The sequence below is a fragment of the Klebsiella quasipneumoniae subsp. quasipneumoniae genome (assembly GCF_020525925.1).
In the GTDB taxonomy this organism is placed as follows: domain Bacteria; phylum Pseudomonadota; class Gammaproteobacteria; order Enterobacterales; family Enterobacteriaceae; genus Klebsiella; species Klebsiella quasipneumoniae.
In genome coordinates, this window is sequence record NZ_CP084876.1 from 2705933 (window position 1) to 2722565 (window position 16633).

Here is a 16633-nt window from a genome sequence, read left to right on the forward strand (position 1 = left end):
GTGAGGATTAACGTAAATAGACAGTCCCGCGCAGATAGGTGGTGGCCTGGCCGCCGATCAGCACCCGGTCGCCCTGCCACTGGCAGCGCAGATCCCCGCCGCGGGCGGAGACCTGGCGCGCCATCATGGTGGTTTTCCCCAGCTTGTCGCCCCACCAGGGGATCAGCATGCTGTGGGCGGAGCCGGTCACCGGATCCTCCGGCACCCCTTCTCCCGGGCAGAAGAAGCGGCTGACAAAGTCATATTCCTCATCCGGCGCGCTCACGCAGATCATTTTGCCGAGCGTCTGCAGGCGCGCCATGTCCGGTTGCACCGCTTCAACCTGCCGGCGATCCGCCAGCAGCACCAGATAATCGCGCCCTTCCCGTACCTCGACGGCCGCCTCGAGGCCCAGCCCGGCCAGCAGGTCCGCCGGCGGATTGGCCACCGGGGTGGTCGTCCACGCCGGGAAGTCGAGCGTCAGCCAGTCGCCGCTGCGGGTCACCCGCAGGTCGCCGACAAAACGGGTGCTAAAGGTAATCGTCGCCGAGGGATGGTCGAGATATTCAAAAATAACGTGCGCCGTCGCCAGGGTGGCGTGGCCGCAGAGGTTGATCTCGCCAAGGGTGGTAAACCAGCGCAGCTCATAACCTTCGTCGGTGCGGACGAAGAACGCCGTTTCGGACTGGTTATGCTGTTGGGCCATTTTCAGCAGCACATCGTCGGCTAACCACTCGCTGAGGGGGCAAACGGCCGCGGCATTGCCGCCGAAGTTTTTATCGCTGAAGGCATCGACCAGATAAAATTGTATTTCCTGCATACACTGTCCTTATTTTTTTTACTTTCCTTCAACATGACATAAAAGCGCCCCCCTGACACTATCCATAGCAAAATTAATTGCTTAACCGCACCTGGGCGTTTGCAGTGAAATGAGATACAGATCACAAAATGATTGTCTTTTCGCCAGCAAACGTTTTAAGATCAGCGTCACATCTTCCCCTGAATCACCAGTCCAGAGCTTATGACTACGAATACGGTCTCACGCAAGGTAGCGTGGCTACGTGTCGTGACGTTGGCCATCGCCGCGTTTATTTTTAACACCACAGAATTTGCCCCGGTCGGTCTGCTGTCGGATATTGCCGACAGCTTCGGCATGGAAACCGCCCAAGTGGGCATGATGCTGACCATCTACGCATGGGTGGTGGCGTTAATGTCGCTGCCGTTTATGCTGCTGACCAGCAAAGTGGAGCGTCGGCGGTTGCTCATCGGCCTGTTTATTCTGTTTATCGCCAGCCATGTGCTGTCGTTCTTTGCATGGAATTTTGACGTGCTGGTCATCAGCCGCATCGGCATCGCCTTCGCCCATGCGGTGTTCTGGTCGATAACGTCGGCGCTGGCCATCCGCATGGCGCCCCCGGGCAAACGGGCGCAGGCGCTGAGCCTGATCGCTACCGGTACCGCGCTGGCGATGGTGTTTGGCATTCCGATCGGCCGCATCATCGGCCAGTATTTTGGCTGGCGGATGACCTTCCTGGCGATCGGCCTCGGCGCCTTAGCCACTCTGGCCTGCCTGGTGAAACTGCTGCCGACGCTGCCGAGCGAACACTCAGGCTCGCTGAAAAGCCTGCCGGTGCTGTTCCGTCGCCCGGCGCTAGTCAGCGTGTACATTCTGACCGTGGTGGTGGTAACCGCCCATTATACCGCCTACAGCTATATCGAACCCTTCGTCCAGACGGTGGCGGGTCTGAGCGGCAATTTTGCCACCGTACTGCTGCTGATCCTCGGCGGGGCCGGGATTATCGGCAGCATTCTGTTCGGCAAGCTCGGTAACCAGCACGCTTCGGGGCTGATAAGCCTCGCCATCGGCCTGCTGCTGGCCTGTCTGCTGCTGCTTTTGCCGGCCTCGCATAACCCGCACCACCTGATGCTGCTCAGCATCTTCTGGGGGGTGGCGATCATGATTATCGGTCTCGGCATGCAGGTGAAAGTGCTGGCCTCCGCCCCGGACGCCACCGACGTCGCCATGTCGCTGTTCTCGGGCATCTTTAACATCGGCATTGGCGCCGGCGCGCTGGTGGGCAGCCAGGTGAGTCTGCACCTCTCTATGGCCTCCATCGGCTACATCGGCGCCGTCCCGGCGCTGGCAGGCCTGATCTGGGCCCTGCTGATCTTCCGTCGCTGGCCGGTATCGCTGGAAGAGCACCAGCCGCACCACTCTTGATTGAGCCGCAAAAAAAGCCCGTCGGTATCGCGCCGGCGGGCTTTTGTCTCTCTGCGCATCACCGCGGTCAGGGATGCCAGGTCGAAATGATCTCCAGCACGCCGTTAATAATGAACTGCACGCCCATGCAGACCAGCAGGAAGCCCATCAGCCGCGAAATGGCCTCAATGCCGCCTTTGCCTACCAGACGCATAATCGCCCCCGAACTGCGCAGGCAACCCCAGAGAATGATCGCCAACAGGGCAAAGATAATCGGCGGCGCCGCCAGCACCACCCACTCCGGGAAGTCCACGCCGTGCTTCACGGTTGAGGCGGAACTGATGATCATCGCGATGGTGCCCGGACCGGCGGTGCTTGGCATCGCCAGCGGCACAAAGGCGATATTGGCGGTTGGCTCATCCTGAAGCTCTTCCGATTTGATCTTCGCTTCCATCGAATCGTGGGCTTTTTGCTGGGGGAACAGCATGCGGAAACCGATAAAGGCCACAATCAACCCCCCGGCGATACGCAGCCCAGGTATTGATATGCCGAATGTATTCATCACCACCTGGCCGGCATACCACGACACCATCAGGATGGCGAAGACATACACCGAAGCCATCAACGCCTGTTTGTTCCGCTCGGCGTTGTTCATATTGCCCGCCAGGCCAAGGAACAGCGCCACGGTAGTCAGCGGATTCGCCAGCGGTAGCAGCACCGCCAGGCCGAGCCCTATCGCTTTAAACAAATCAAACATAGTTAAAAAAAGCCCCGTAAATATTCATTTTTTAAGGATGGTTTCACGCCGTGAGTATACCGGCTTCAACAATTCCAACGCCAGCCTGCTGATCAATCACCTTCGCCAAAAATTAACAAGCGTTAGAAAATTCACAAACAGTGACCCGTGTCGAATTTTCTTGTTTTAGCAAATCGTGGCATCGGCCAATTCATAATGTTGACTTATGATTGCCTGGGCAATAGTATCACTCGCAACTAAATCATTGCCTGGGCAACCATCATGAAAAGTACCAGCGACCTGTTCAACGAGATGATCCCGCTGGGCCGCTTGATCCAGATGGTTAACCAGAAAAAAGATCGCCTGCTCAACGACTACCTCTCACCCATGGATATTACCGCGACCCAGTTCCGGGTGCTCTGTTCCATTCGTTGCGAGGTATGTATTACCCCCGTTGAGCTGAAAACCGTGCTTTCCGTCGACCCGGGCGCGATGACGCGTATGCTCGACCGCCTGGCGTGTAAAGGCTGGATTGAACGGTTACCCAACCCCGCTGACAAGCGCGGCGTGCTGGTGCAGTTGACGCCAGACGGCGCAGCCCTTTGCGAGCAGTGTCATCAGGTTGTGGGTCAGAAGTTACACCAGGAGTTAACAAAAAATCTGTCGGCGGACGAAGTCGCCATGCTTGAGCAACTCCTCAAGAAGGTCCTGCCGTAAAAATAAGAAGAGGTAAGATGATGTCCAGACGTAATAATGACGCCATCACTATCCATAGTATTTTGTCGTGGATCGAGGATAACCTGGAATCGCCCCTGTCGCTGGAAAAAGTGTCTGAGCGCTCAGGTTACTCCAAGTGGCACCTGCAACGTATGTTTAAGAAAGAGACCGGCCATTCCCTCGGCCAGTACATCCGCAGCCGTAAGCTGACGGAGATTGCGCAAAAGCTCAAGCAGAGCAATGAGCCAATCCTGTACCTGGCGGAACGCTACGGTTTCGAATCGCAGCAGACCCTGACGCGAACGTTTAAAAACTATTTCGATGTTCCGCCCCATAAATATCGCATAACGAATGTACCTGGCGAATCCCGCTATCTGCATCCGCTAAATAACTGTTGTTAATCGCCTGCATTATTAAAGACGTATTGAGGAAATCATGAAACTATTCGCTGCCGCAGCCATCGTCGTTCTGTCGCTGGCATCCAGCTTCAGCTATGCGGAGCAAACCACCACGCCGGTGCGGCAAAACCAGCGTGACACAATGATTCTCCCTTCGGAACATAACGACTCGCCGTTTGATTTCAATCATATGGCGGCCGGCAATGATAAATCTGACGAACTTGGCGTGCCGTACTACCAGCAGCACGACCTGTGATGCCATTACACGCATACTTGTGTATAGCCCCGTCTCCGGGGCTTTTTTTTTACCCGCGCGCCATGCCCGGCCGCACCAGACGCAGTCCGAAAACGTTGATATAGAGCCCGGCCATGATCAGCGCCGCCCCGGCGAGCTGCAGCCCGCTCAGCGTCTCTCCCAGCAGCAGCGCGGCGCTGGCCATCCCCACCACCGGCACCAGCAGCGACAGCGGCGCCACCCGCCAGGTTTCATACCGCCCCAGCAGCGAGCCCCAGATACCGTAGCCGACAATAGTGGCGATAAACGCCAGGTAAAGCAGTGAGAGAACCGTCAGCACATCGATCTGGCGCAGACTCGTCAGCATCAGCTGCGGGCCATCGATCAGCCACGAGGCGAGCATAAACGGCAGCACCGGGATCAATGCGCTCCACACCACCAGCGACATGATCGGCGGCCGGGTCGCCTGGGACATGATTTTTTTGTTAAAAATATTGCCGCAGGCCCAGCTGAGCGCCGCCGCCAGGGTCAGCATAAAGCCCACCAGCGGGACATGTTCCCCTCCGAGGCTCCCCTCCACCAGCACCAGCACGCCGAAGATCGCCAGAGCGATCCCCGCCAGCTGCTTGCCCTGCAGGCGTTCGCCAAAGACGAAGGCGCCGAGGATGATGGTAAAGAAGGCTTGCGCCTGCAGAACCAGCGACGCCAGCCCCGCCGGCATGCCCAGGCCGATAGCGCAGAACAGAAAAGCAAACTGGCCAAAGCTAATGGTCAGGCCATAGCCCAACAGCAGGCGCAGCGGAATGGCTGGCCGGGCGACAAACAGCAGCGCCGGAAAGGCCACCAGCATAAAGCGCAGGCCCGCCAGCATCAGCGGCGGCATATTGTGCAATCCCAGCTTAATCACCACGAAGTTAAGCCCCCACACTACCACTACCAGCAGCGCCAGCAGTCCATCTTTCCTCGTCATACCCCTGCCTCTGTCGTTATTAGAATTTTTGTGAACAAAATCAAAGTAGCGAAAAAGCGGCCGCCAGGATAGATCATTATTTTTGGCAGGTTCAGAAGTGCCGATCGCGACCGGGGCGACCTGTACAAGGCGTGATGACCGTGTTATTTGTGATCGAACACATAAAATTATAACAACATGACAGGCAAGGAAATCATGATCACCACACTCCGGCGCTCCACCATCGCGCTGCTGGCATCGTCGTTACTGTTGACTATCGGCCGCGGGGCCACACTGCCGTTTATGACCATCTACCTCACCCGACGCTATCAGCTGGAGGTGGATGTGATCGGCTACGCCCTGTCGCTGGCCCTGGTGGTCGGCGTGCTGTTCAGCATGGGCTTTGGCATCCTCGCGGACAAGTTCGACAAAAAGCGCTATATGGTGTGGTCAGTGCTGGTATTTATCCTCGGTTTCAGCGCGATACCGCTGGTCCATAACGCGACCCTGGTGGTGATCTTCTTTGCGCTGATCAACTGCGCCTATTCGGTCTTTTCCACCGTGCTGAAAGCCTGGTTCGCCGACCGGCTGACGGCGGAGAAAAAAGCGCGCATCTTCTCGCTGAACTACACCATCCTCAACATCGGCTGGACCGTCGGGCCGCCTATCGGCACGCTGCTGGTGATGCACAGCATTAATCTGCCCTTCTGGCTGGCGGCGGCCTGCGCCGCCTTCCCGCTGGTGTTTATTCAGCTGTTTCTCCAGCGGGATGGGGCCGCCGCCGCCCAGCCGGGAGCTGCCGCCTGGACGCCTTCGGTGCTGCTGCGCGACCGCGCGCTGCTGTGGTTTACCTGTTCCGGGCTGCTGGCCTCCTTCGTCGGCGGCGCGTTTGCCTCCTGTATCTCGCAGTACGTGCTGGTGGTCGCCAGCAGCGACTTCGCCGAGAAAGTCGTGGCCGTGGTGCTGCCGGTTAACGCCGCGGTGGTCGTCGCCCTGCAGTACGCCGTTGGCCGGCGGCTGAGCGCGAGAAATATCCGCCCGCTGATGACCTTCGGTACCGTCTGCTTTGTGATCGGCCTCGTGGGCTTTATGTTCTCCGGCGCCAGCCTGTGGGCGTGGGGGATCTCGGCGGCGATCTTCACCCTTGGCGAGGTGATTTATGCCCCCGGCGAGTATATGCTGATTGACCATATCGCCCCGCCGGGAATGAAGGCCAGCTACTTCTCCGCTCAGTCGCTGGGATGGCTGGGGGCGGCCTTCAACCTGATGTTCACCGGGTTGATCCTCACCCATCTGCCGCACTGGTCGCTGTTTGTCATTCTTATCGCGGCTATTGTCGCCGCCTGGCTGATGATTTTCCGGGGGATCAATGCCCGTCCCTGGCAGCCGGATTCTCCGCTGGCCAGGGCGTGACGCCAGCTGACATGCGGCTGTCAGGTTGCTGTCGGGCCGTTGTCGGGTCGCTGTCGTGGTGGCTGGCGGCCCGCTTTTCCATACTCCATCACAGGTTTACATCCGCAGAACGTCATGGAGCATATGAATATGAACAGCATCAATCAGGTCAAACAATTACGGCTGCAGCGCGCCTGGTCCCAGGAACAGCTGGCCGAAATGGCGGGACTCAGCGTCCGCACGATCCAGCGCATTGAGAATGGCGAACGCCCGGGGCTGGAGACCCTCAGCGCCCTCGCCGCGGTCTTTGAGGTGACGGTGGCCGAGATCGGCGGCGAAGCCTCGCGGGAGGGCGCGCCGGGTCCGCAAGCTTCGCTGGATCTGCGTATTGAGGAAGCGAAAGCGCGGGTGCAGCAGGAAAGCCGCTTTTTTCGTTCGCTGTCGGTGGCGCTGGTGGTCTGCGTGCTGCTGGCGGTGCTCAACCGGTACACGAACCCGCAGTACTACTGGTCCGGCTGGGTCGCCCTGATCTGGGGCGCTCTGCTGGTGGTGAGAGGATTACGTCTGTTCGTCTTTGGCGAATGGATCAAAAACTGGCGCCAGGCGCGCCTGCAGCGGCTGCTGCGTAAATAGCATGGAAACCGGCGGCGCGCGCCGCCGGCCCGATCAGATAGTCACCAGGGCGCGCACGCCGTCGGTTTCCATATCTCCGCCCTTTCCCTGCTGGACGATGGCGCCGCGCGACATCACCAGGTAGTGGTCCGCCAGCCCGGCGGCAAAGTCATAGAATTGCTCCACCAGCAGAATGGCCATATCCCCGCGGCTCGCCAGCTGACGGATCACCTCGCCAATCTCTTTGATGACCGAGGGCTGGATCCCCTCGGTGGGCTCATCGAGGATCAGCAGCTGCGGACGGCTGGCCAGCGCGCGGCCGATCGCCAGCTGCTGCTGCTGACCGCCGGATAAGTCACCGCCCCGCCGCTGCTTCATGGTCTTGAGCACCGGGAAAAGCTGGTAAATCTCCTCCGGCACCTGCTGCGCCTCGCGGGCGGGAAAGCGCGACAGCCCCATCAGCAGATTTTCTTCCACCGTCAGGCGGGGAAAAATCTCGCGTCCCTGGGGGACGTAGGCCACCCCGGCCTGCACCCGCTGGTGCGGTTTACGGTGGGTGATGTTCTGATCCTGCCAGCGCACCTCGCCGCTGCGTGCCGGAATAAGCCCCATCAGACATTTCAGCAACGTGGTCTTACCGACGCCGTTGCGCCCCAGCAGGCAGGTAACCTCGCCCTGACGGGCGGTAAAATCCACCCCGCGCAAGATGTGGCTCCCGCCGTAGTACTGATGTAACTGACTCACCTGTAACATTGGCGCTCCTTAACGTCCCAGATAAACTTCAATGACCTGCTCATTGGCCTGCACCTCCCGCAGCGACCCCTCCGCCAGCACCTGGCCCTGATGCAGGACCGTCACCCGGTCGGCGATGGTCTCGACAAACCCCATGTCGTGCTCCACCACCATCAGGGAGTGCTGTCCGGCCAGCGTGCGAAACAGCTCCGCGGTATATTCGGTTTCCGCATCGGTCATGCCGGCCGCTGGCTCATCAAGCAGCAGCAGATGCGGCTCCTGCACCAGCAGCATGCCGATCTCAAGAAACTGTTTCTGGCCATGGGACAGCAGACCCGCCTGGCGGTAGCGTTCGCCGTCGAGGCGCAGCAGGCGCAGCACCTCATTCAGCCGATCGTCCTGTTCGCTGCTCAGCCGGGCGCGCAGGCTGGCCCACACCGATTTATCCCCCTTCATCGCCAGGGCGAGATTTTCCGCCACCGTCAGCGCTTCGAAGACCGTCGGCTTTTGAAACTTGCGCCCGATACCCTGGCGGGCGATGGCTACCGGGTCGAGAGTGGTCAGATCCACCGACTGGTCATAGATCGCTTTGCCGCTCTGCGGCCGGGTTTTGCCGGTGATCACGTCCATCAGGGTGGTCTTGCCCGCGCCGTTGGGGCCGATCACGCAGCGCAGCTCGCCGACGCCTATCGCCAGCGACAGATCCGTCAGCGCCCGGAAACCGTCAAAGCTGACGTTAATGTTCTCCAGCTGCAGTACCGGGTCGGTCTGCGCACGGAAGCGATCTCCGGGCAGCTGGCGGGTAAACAGTCCTTCATCCGGTTGCATTAGCGGTCTCCTCGACGCAGCAGCCCCATCACCCCGCGGGGTAAAAACAGGGTCACGATGATGAACATGAGGCCAAGAAACAGCTGCCAGTACTCCGGCATCGCCACGGTGAAAATGCTTTTCGCGCCATTGACCAGCCCGGCGCCAAGCACCGGGCCGATCAGGGTGCCGCGCCCGCCGAGCGCCACCCAGATGGCGGCCTCGATGGAGTTGGTCGGCGACATTTCGCTGGGGTTGATGATCCCCACCTGCGGGACGTATAACGCCCCCGCCAGGCCGCAGAGCACCGCCGACAGCGTCCACACCAGCAGCTTGAAGCCGCGCGGGTCGTACCCGCAGAACATCAGGCGGTTCTCGGCATCCCGCACCGCGGTGAGGATGCGGCCAAACTTACTCTGCGCCAGCGCCGAGCCCAGCCACAGGGTCAGCAACAGCAGCAGGACCGTGGCCATAAACAGCGCCGCCCGGGTGCCGGTGGCGGTGACCGGAAAGCCCAGCAGCGTGGTAAATCCGGTGAAGCCGTTGTTACCGCCAAACCCGGTCTCGTTGCGAAAGAACAGCAGCATACCGGCATAGGTCAAGGCCTGGGTCATGATCGAGAAATAGACCCCTTTGATCTTCGAGCGGAAGGCGAACCAGCCGAAAACCAGCGCCAGCAGGCCGGGAACCAGCACCACCAGCGCCATCGCCCAGGCGAAATGCTGCGTGCCCCACCAGAACCAGGGCAGCTCGTTCCAGGAGAGAAAAGACATAAACGCCGGCAGACCGTCGCCCGCCGCCTGGCGCATCAGGTACATGCCCATGGCGTACCCGCCGAGGGCAAAGAAAATCCCGTGGCCAAGGGATAGCATACCCGCGTAGCCCCAGACCAGATCCAGCGCCACCGCCACGATGGCGTAGCAGAGGATTTTACCGCTCAGGGTCAGCAGCCAGCTCGGCACCGCCAGCGGATGGGAGGCCGGCAGCAGCGCCAGGAATGGCATACTCAGCAGCCCCAGCACCAGCAGGATCCCCAGCCAGCGCAGAGGCCGCGGCGCGCGCTGCGCCAGCGTTAAGGTAATGGGTTGGCTCATCAGTCAATCACCCTCCCTTTCAGCGCGAACAGGCCCTGCGGGCGTTTCTGAATAAACAGAATAATCATCACCAGGATCAGGATCTTGCCCAGCACCGCGCCCATCTGCGGTTCAAGAATTTTGTTGAAAATGCCCAGCCCAAAGGCTGCCGCCACGCTGCCGGCCATCTGGCCGACGCCACCCAGGACCACCACCAGGAACGAGTCGATGATATAGCCCTGACCCAGCTCCGGGCCGACGTTGCCAAGCTGGGACAGCGCCACGCCGCCCAGCCCGGCAATACCGGAGCCGAGACCAAAGGCCAGCATATCCACCCGCCCGGTAGGCACGCCGCAGCAGGCGGCCATCGCCCGGTTCTGCGTCACGGCGCGGACGTTCATTCCGAGGCGGGTGCGGTTCAGGATGAGCCAGGTGAAGCACAGCACCAGCAGGACGAACGCCAGCACCGCCAGCCGGTTCCACGGCAGGATCAGGTTCGGCAGGACCTGCACGCCGCCGGAGAGCCAGGCGGGGTTCGCCACCTCCACGTTCTGCGCGCCGAACAGCATCCGCACCAGCTGAATAAGCATCAGGCTGATCCCCCAGGTGGCGAGCAGCGTTTCCAGCGGCCGACCATACAGATGACGAATAATGGTGCGCTCGAGCGCCATGCCGATCCCGGCGGTGACCAGGAAGGCCACTGGCAGCGCGACCAGCGGATAAAAGGCCAGCCACTGCGGCGCGAGCTGCGCCAGGACCTGCTGTACCAGCCAGCAGCTGTAGGCGCCGATCATCAGCATCTCGCCATGGGCCATGTTAATCACCCCCAGCAGGCCGTAGGTGATCGCCAGCCCCAGCGCGGCCAGCAGCAGCACCGAGCCCAGCGACAGCCCCATAAAGGCCTGGCCCAGCAGATCGCCGAGCAGCAGACGATGTTTGATCTTTTGCAGGCTATCGCTGGCCGCCTCGCGCACCGCCGCATCCGGCTCATGCTGGGCATCGGTAAAGGGGATCAGCAGCGCCTGGGTTTCCGGGTCCGCGGAATGGCCGAGCAGCGTCACCGCGGCCAGCCGCGCGCTGGCCTCAGGCTGAGTCAACTGCAGGCGCGCCAGCGCCACCTCCAGCAGGCCCCGCACATTATCATCGGTTTCCGCCTTCAGCCGCTGCTGCAGCAGAGCGGTCATGGCCGGGGTCGCTTCCCGCTGCAGGGTGCGCGCCGCGGACGCTCGCTCTGTGACGTTGTCACTTAAAATAAGGTGGCTGGCCAGCGCGCCGGCAGCCAGATTGCGCAGGCGGTTGGTCAGACGGACCGGCCGGGTGTCGCCCTGCGGCGCGGCGGCGGCGCCCAGCGGTTGTAAGCCGCCCTGTCGGGTGCGGAAAGCATGTTTTCCGTCGTCCATCACCAGGCTCTCGCTGGTCAACGCCCGCAGCAACGGCAGGCGATCCGCCTGCGGCGCTGCCGCCCACTGGGTCAACAGCTGCGCCTGCTGGCTGCGACTGGCGGCAACGAAGTCGTCCGCCTCCGCGGCCTGCGCCCGCCATGGCAGCAAGCTCAGCAGCAGCGCCAACACACTCATGAGACGCAATGCGTTCATGTCGTTCTCCTCTGGTCAGCGGCCGACGGGCGCGACGCTCCCGCCCCGTCGGCCCTGGCGCTTACTGGCTGACGGTTTTCACCGGATGGTCAGGTTTCTTATCATTACCGGGGATCCACGGGCTCCACGGCTGCGCGCGGACGGGCTCATCGGTCTGCCAGACCACATTGAACTGGCCGTTGCCTTCGATTTCACCGATCATTACCGGCTTATGCAGATGGTGGTTGGTGGCATCCATCGTCAGGGTAAAACCGGACGGCGCTTTAAAGGTTTGCCCGGCCATGGCGTCGCGCACTTTGTCCACGTCGGTGGTGCCGGCTTTGGTCACCGCCTGCGCCCACATATGCAGACCCACCCAGGTCGCCTCCATCGGGTCGTTGGTCACCACCGTATCGGCATTCGGCAGCTTGTGCGCTTTGGCGTAAGCGCGATAGTCGGCGACAAAGGCTTTATTGGTCGGGTTATCCACCGACTCAAAGTAGTTCCATGCCGCGAGGTTGCCGACCAGCGGTTTGGTATCGATGCCGCGCAGCTCCTCTTCCCCCACCGAGAAGGCCACCACCGGCACGTCGGTCGCTTTCAGACCCTGGTTAGCCAGCTCTTTGTAGAAAGGCACGTTGGAATCGCCGTTGATGGTGGAGACCACCGCCGTTTTGCCGCCGGCGGAGAATTTTTTGATATTGGCGACGATGGTCTGGTAATCGCTATAGCCGAACGGGGTGTAGACTTCTTCGATATCTTTGTCCTGGATCCCTTTGGCATGCAGGAAGGCGCGAAGGATCTTGTTGGTGGTGCGCGGATAGACGTAGTCGGTTCCCAGCAGGAAGAAGCGTTTGGCGCCGCCGCCGTCCTCGCTCAGCAGGTATTCCACCGCCGGGATGGCCTGCTGGTTAGGCGCCGCGCCGGTATAGAAGACATTGGGGGACATCTCTTCCCCTTCGTACTGTACCGGGTAGAACAGCAGGCCGTTCAGCTCCTCAAACACCGGTAGCACCGATTTACGCGAGACCGAGGTCCAGCAGCCGAACACCACCGCCACCTTGTCCTGGGCCAGCAGCTGGCGCGCCTTCTCGGCGAACAGCGGCCAGTTGGAGGCCGGGTCGACCACTACCGGCTCCAGCTTCTTGCCCAGCACCCCGCCTTTGGCGTTGATGTCGTCGATGGCCATCAGGGCGACGTCCTTCAGCGGCGTTTCGGAAATCGCCATCGTCCCGGAGAGCGAATGCATAATCCCGACTTTAATGGTGTCGGCGGCATAGGCCTGGAATGAGAGACCCATAGCCATTACAGAGGCGGAGAGTGCAAAAGCTTTTAATAACGTTCTTCGTTGCATGATTCACTCCTGAGTAGCGCAAAAATAAAGAATTAACAGCTAACAAGAGGTGATAAGGCAAAAACGGTGCCAGGTTGTGAGAACAGCGGGACGCGGCGCAGGCGGAGGGCGGAGACGAAGGAGATGGCAGCGTTGCCTCATCACGGTGCAACGCTGCGCTAAGAAAGGCATTACCAGACGTCGGCGGCGATGGCGGTCACCAGACGAACTTTTTGCCACTGCTGGTCTTCGCTGAGGGCGTTACCCTCTTCCGTGGAGGCGAAACCGCACTGCGGACTCAGGCAGATCTGCTCAAGCGGAACATACTGCGCCGCCTCGGCGAGACGCGCTTTGACCCCCTGAGGGTTCTCCAGCTCGCCGTTTTTGGTGGTGATCAACCCGAGGACCACCTGCTGATGGCCGGGACGAATAAAGCGCAGCGGCGCGAAATCCCCGGAGCGGTCGTTGTCATATTCGAGGAAGAAGGCATCGACATTGACGCCGCCAAACAGCACCTCGGCCACCGGCTCGTAACCGCCCTCCGAGATCCAGGTTGAGCGGAAATTACCCCGGCAGACGTGGAGGCCCACCGTCAGATCGGCCGGTTTGCCCTCCAGTGCCTGGTTCAGCACCCGGGCATAAATGCGCGCCAGCGCATCCGGATCGTCGCCGCGCTCGCGCACCTGCTGACGCTGGGCATCGGAGCACAGATAGGCCCAGACGGTATCGTCCAGCTGCAGATAGCGACAGCCGGCGTCATAAAAGGCGCGGATCGCGTCGCGCCAGGTGGTGGCCAGGTCGTCGAAGTAGTCGCTGAGATCCGGGTAAACGGCGGCATCAATATCTTTCCGACCGCCGCGGAAGTGCAGCACGCTCGGGCTGGGAATGGTCATCTTCGGCTGCGCGTCGCCGCTGATGCTTTTCAGATAGCGGAAATCCTCCAGCATCGGGTGGTCGCCGAACGCCAGCTTGCCGGTAACGCGCACGCCGTGGGCTTTGGTCTGCACGCCGTTGAACTGGATCCCCTGCTCGGCATCGTAACGCTCAACGCCCTGCAGGCCGTCGAAGAAATCGAAATGCCACCATGCGCGACGAAACTCACCGTCGGTGACCACGTGCAGGCCGCAGTCGCACTGCTGCTGGACCAGATGACGGATAGCGTTATTCTCAATTTCGCGCAGCTGACCGGCGTCGATCAGCCCCTCCGCCAGCTGCTGACGCGCCTGTTTGATACTGTCCGGACGCAAAAAACTGCCGACGATGTCTGCGCGGAACGGGGCCTGTTGACGTTGCATGCTGTCTCCTTAGCGGTGGGCGCGTTAGTTGCCCACCGTGATAGTTCATTATTTGAATTTTTAGACTTCTGGATGGCTATATGTCCAGATACTGGCATGCAGGTCGACGGGCCGCAAACGAGAATATTTCATGGTACATGAAATATATTCACTTACCGGCGACAAACGCATAACCCTCATCTTCCCAGCCGGTGATCCCGCCAAGCATCATTTTCACCGGCCGCCCCAGTTCGGCCAGCTTCAGCGCGGCAACGTCGGCACCGTTGCAGTGCGGCCCGGCGCAATAGACCACAAACAGGGTCTCCGCCGGCCAGGCCGCCATTCTCTCGGCGCTGATCTGGCTGTGCGGAAGATGCAGCGCGCCGGGCAGGTGACGCCTGTCGAAGGCCTCCTCGCTGCCGACCACATGCAGCAGGACAAAGTCGACCTCGCCGGCACGCTGGGCGCTGTGCACATCGGCGCAGTCGGTCTCGAGATGCAGCTTATGGCGGAACCAGCGGATAGCCTCGGCGGAGGTGGCGGGGGTAAATTGGCTTACTACACTCATGGCGTCTTCTCCTTGTCTGTGATAACACTACTTTACTGACGCCCATCACCCTTATCTGCCGGCAACCATGACAGAAAACGCTAACATCCTGACAACCCCTTCGGTGACACTGTCACCTCACCGCGTGGTGGCCCTTGCCTACGATGGCCTCTGCACGTTTGAGTTTGGCGTGGCCGTCGAGATCTTCGGCCTCCCGCGCCCGGAAATGGGCGAGCGCTGGTACCAGTTCGCCGTCGCCGCCGTCGATGAAGGGCCTTTGAGAGCCACCGGCGGGGTCCGCCTGATGACCGACGGCGGCCCTGAGCTTCTCGCCCAGGCGCAGACCATCGTGGTCCCGGGCTGGCGCGGCATCGACGCCCCGGTCCCCGAAGCGCTGTGCGCCGCCCTGGCCGCCGCTCACGCCCGCGGATGCCGAATAATCTCCATCTGTTCCGGAGTGTTCGTTCTCGCCGCCGCCGGGCTGCTCAATGGCCGCCAGGCGACAACCCACTGGCGCTACACCGCGGCGCTGCAGTCCCGTTTTCCGCAGATCCAGGTGGTGGAGGATGTCCTTTACGTGGGCGATGATTTGCTGATGACGTCCGCCGGCAGCGCGGCGGGGATCGACCTCTGTCTGCATCTGGTGCGCGAGGATTTCGGCAGCGAGGCAGCGAATGTGGTCGCTCGCCGCCTGGTGGTCTCTCCCCATCGCGATGGCGGTCAGGCGCAGCAGGTCCTGCGTCCGGTGGCCCGCAGCCGGGAGAGCCTGCGCCTTGGCCAGCTGTTTGATTATCTGCACCAGCATCTCGCCGCCAGCCACACCGTCTCCTCCCTCGCGCAGCGCGCCGGCATGGGGACGCGCACCTTTTTGCGCCGCTTTGAAGAGGCCACTGGTAAAACCCCCGCCCGCTGGCTGCTGGAGGAGCGTCTGCTGCGCGCCCGTCAGCACCTGACGGAGAGCACGATGGGCATCGACCAGATCGCTGAGCGCTGCGGATTTGCCAGCGCTGGCACCCTGCGCCACCATTTTCGCCTGCGCTTCGCGCTAAGCCCGCTGCAGTACCGTAAACAGTTTGCTACTTCTCCGATTGCAAAATCCTCGCAGCCACGGACAATAGACAACCACAGTAAACCGGTCGCCAGGATGGTCGATGATGAAGAAAGAGTGTCGGGTAGTGATCTATAAAGAGGGCCTGCTGGGCAGCCTGTTTTTTGGCGAAGCCAAAGCCGACCCTGACAAAATGAGCCAGTTTCTCAGCAGCTATACCCGCGAGGGCTGGGAGGTAAAAACCATGTCGGTGGAGCGCCGCCGTACAGCCCTGTTCTGGTCGCGGGAAGCGTATCTGTTTGTGCTTGAAAGGCCCCTCTGACGGAGCCTGCGCCTGGTTTGCAGCTTAAGCCAGGCGTTGCCCGGCATCCGCGCTCAGGGCTGGCGGATATAGCCCTGCTCGTGCATTTTGCGCATGCCCTCCTCGCCAGCGCAGACCATCCCGGTGGTCAGCATGGCAAAACCAAAACGCTGATAGAACGCGATTTTATCGGCCACCGCATAGATAAAAATTTTGCCAAAGGGCAGCAGCTGCTCCCGGACCGCCTGCATCAGCTGTTGTCCGTAACCCAGCCCCTGTCGGTCGGGGACGATCGCCACATCCGATAAGTAGCTGCTCCAGGTGCAGTCGCTGATGGCGCGCGCCACGGCAATCAGCTGACCGTTCTCATAGCCGAACCAGCAGAAGGTGCTCTGGCGAAACGCCTGCTCCAGCTGCTGAACATCACGTTCATTCAGCCCGGCCTCGGCGACGATGGTCCGCACCCGCCGCCAGTCTACCCGCGCAATCGCCTCTTTGCCCTCAATCACCATCATGACCTTGTCTCCCGCCGTGTTCGGCATCTATCCCGGAAGAAAGATGTAGCATGCCGCCGCCGGGGATGCCAGGCGAAAAAACCAACGAAAGAACGCGGAAAATGGGAGTGAGGCAAAAAAAAACCGCCATGTGACTGGCGGTAAATCAATGCTTGCATGGATAGATTGTATTTTGCATTTTTCGCAGGCAGAGGATCCTGACCTCTCTACG

19 protein-coding genes are annotated in these 16633 nt (G+C 60.9%); 8 read left to right on the forward strand and 11 right to left on the reverse strand.

From position 1 onward, the window contains the following. Nucleotides 1-7: 7 nt before the first annotated feature. Nucleotides 8-799: a PhzF family phenazine biosynthesis protein gene (locus LGM20_RS13185; protein WP_023289623.1), complete on the reverse strand. Its 792-nt coding sequence runs from the start codon at nucleotides 797-799 to the stop codon at nucleotides 8-10. Nucleotides 800-1000: 201 nt separating this feature from the next. On the opposite strand from LGM20_RS13185, the gene LGM20_RS13190 reads away from it, so the two are divergent. Next, entirely contained in the window at nucleotides 1001-2200 is a 1200-nt protein-coding gene (locus tag LGM20_RS13190; protein ID WP_044522910.1) for a sugar transporter, read from the forward strand. Between the two features lie 67 nt (nucleotides 2201-2267). Here LGM20_RS13190 and LGM20_RS13195 read toward each other — a convergent pair whose 3' ends face one another. Continuing rightward, nucleotides 2268-2936, reverse strand: coding sequence for a MarC family NAAT transporter (locus tag LGM20_RS13195; protein WP_004205969.1), 669 nt, complete (start codon nucleotides 2934-2936; stop codon nucleotides 2268-2270). A 261-nt stretch (nucleotides 2937-3197) separates the two neighbouring features. Here LGM20_RS13195 and marR point away from each other — a divergent pair, with 261 nt between their 5' ends. The 3 genes from marR to marB are packed head-to-tail and all read left to right on the forward strand — an operon-like array spanning nucleotide 3198 to nucleotide 4286. After that, nucleotides 3198-3632 (forward strand): multiple antibiotic resistance transcriptional regulator MarR, encoded by a 435-nt coding sequence (gene marR / locus LGM20_RS13200; RefSeq protein WP_004143563.1) that lies wholly within the window; start codon nucleotides 3198-3200, stop codon nucleotides 3630-3632. Between the two features lie 20 nt (nucleotides 3633-3652). Continuing rightward, nucleotides 3653-4033, forward strand: coding sequence for an MDR efflux pump AcrAB transcriptional activator MarA (gene marA, locus LGM20_RS13205; RefSeq protein ID WP_004205971.1), 381 nt, complete (start codon nucleotides 3653-3655; stop codon nucleotides 4031-4033). 34 nt (nucleotides 4034-4067) lie between these two features. Further along, nucleotides 4068-4286: a multiple antibiotic resistance protein MarB gene (gene marB, locus LGM20_RS13210; protein WP_044522908.1), complete on the forward strand. Its 219-nt coding sequence runs from the start codon at nucleotides 4068-4070 to the stop codon at nucleotides 4284-4286. A gap of 49 nt (nucleotides 4287-4335) precedes the next feature. Here marB and eamA read toward each other — a convergent pair whose 3' ends face one another. After that, entirely contained in the window at nucleotides 4336-5235 is a 900-nt protein-coding gene (eamA, locus tag LGM20_RS13215) for an O-acetylserine/cysteine exporter (RefSeq protein WP_044522905.1), read from the reverse strand. A 195-nt stretch (nucleotides 5236-5430) separates the two neighbouring features. Between eamA and ydeE the strand changes: the two genes are divergently transcribed. Together ydeE and LGM20_RS13225 are read left to right on the forward strand one after the other, a co-directional pair. Next, nucleotides 5431-6627: an efflux MFS transporter YdeE gene (ydeE, locus tag LGM20_RS13220; RefSeq protein ID WP_044522894.1), complete on the forward strand. Its 1197-nt coding sequence runs from the start codon at nucleotides 5431-5433 to the stop codon at nucleotides 6625-6627. Between the two features lie 129 nt (nucleotides 6628-6756). Next, nucleotides 6757-7239: a helix-turn-helix domain-containing protein gene (locus tag LGM20_RS13225; protein ID WP_023289618.1), complete on the forward strand. Its 483-nt coding sequence runs from the start codon at nucleotides 6757-6759 to the stop codon at nucleotides 7237-7239. A gap of 33 nt (nucleotides 7240-7272) precedes the next feature. On the opposite strand, the gene urtE is transcribed toward LGM20_RS13225, so the two are convergent. The 7 genes from urtE to LGM20_RS13260 all read right to left on the reverse strand — a co-directional run bounded on the left by urtE (nucleotide 7273) and on the right by LGM20_RS13260 (nucleotide 14579). Then, on the reverse strand, nucleotides 7273-7971 hold the full coding sequence (gene urtE / locus LGM20_RS13230) for an urea ABC transporter ATP-binding subunit UrtE (RefSeq protein WP_023289617.1): 699 nt from the start codon (nucleotides 7969-7971) through the stop codon (nucleotides 7273-7275). Nucleotides 7972-7980: 9 nt separating this feature from the next. After that, a complete protein-coding gene (gene urtD, locus LGM20_RS13235; RefSeq protein ID WP_023289616.1) occupies nucleotides 7981-8778 on the reverse strand; it encodes an urea ABC transporter ATP-binding protein UrtD in 798 nt (265 codons plus the stop codon). Next, nucleotides 8778-9851 carry an urea ABC transporter permease subunit UrtC gene (gene urtC, locus LGM20_RS13240; RefSeq protein WP_044522890.1) on the reverse strand — a complete coding sequence of 358 codons (1074 nt, stop codon included), beginning with the start codon at nucleotides 9849-9851 and terminating at the stop codon, nucleotides 8778-8780. The genes urtD and urtC overlap by 1 nt, the downstream gene beginning before the upstream one ends. Continuing rightward, entirely contained in the window at nucleotides 9851-11425 is a 1575-nt protein-coding gene (urtB, locus tag LGM20_RS13245) for an urea ABC transporter permease subunit UrtB (protein WP_044522889.1), read from the reverse strand. The genes urtC and urtB overlap by 1 nt, the downstream gene beginning before the upstream one ends. Nucleotides 11426-11486: 61 nt before the next feature. After that, entirely contained in the window at nucleotides 11487-12758 is a 1272-nt protein-coding gene (gene urtA, locus LGM20_RS13250) for an urea ABC transporter substrate-binding protein (RefSeq protein ID WP_004205981.1), read from the reverse strand. Nucleotides 12759-12928: 170 nt separating this feature from the next. Further along, complete coding sequence (locus LGM20_RS13255) at nucleotides 12929-14032, reverse strand: cobalamin-independent methionine synthase II family protein (RefSeq protein ID WP_044522886.1); 1104 nt, start codon at nucleotides 14030-14032, stop codon at nucleotides 12929-12931. A gap of 148 nt (nucleotides 14033-14180) precedes the next feature. Beyond that, nucleotides 14181-14579 carry a rhodanese-like domain-containing protein gene (locus LGM20_RS13260; protein WP_044522884.1) on the reverse strand — a complete coding sequence of 133 codons (399 nt, stop codon included), beginning with the start codon at nucleotides 14577-14579 and terminating at the stop codon, nucleotides 14181-14183. A gap of 67 nt (nucleotides 14580-14646) precedes the next feature. On the opposite strand from LGM20_RS13260, the gene ftrA reads away from it, so the two are divergent. Both ftrA and LGM20_RS13270 read left to right on the forward strand, forming a co-directional pair. Further along, entirely contained in the window at nucleotides 14647-15744 is a 1098-nt protein-coding gene (gene ftrA, locus LGM20_RS13265; protein WP_044522882.1) for a transcriptional regulator FtrA, read from the forward strand. Then, complete coding sequence (locus LGM20_RS13270) at nucleotides 15713-15928, forward strand: DUF4177 domain-containing protein (RefSeq protein WP_004205985.1); 216 nt, start codon at nucleotides 15713-15715, stop codon at nucleotides 15926-15928. The genes ftrA and LGM20_RS13270 overlap by 32 nt, the downstream gene beginning before the upstream one ends. Before the next feature lie 53 nt (nucleotides 15929-15981). Here LGM20_RS13270 and LGM20_RS13275 read toward each other — a convergent pair whose 3' ends face one another. Then, complete coding sequence (locus LGM20_RS13275; RefSeq protein WP_044522881.1) at nucleotides 15982-16422, reverse strand: GNAT family N-acetyltransferase; 441 nt, start codon at nucleotides 16420-16422, stop codon at nucleotides 15982-15984. Between the last annotated feature and the right edge of the window lie 211 nt (nucleotides 16423-16633).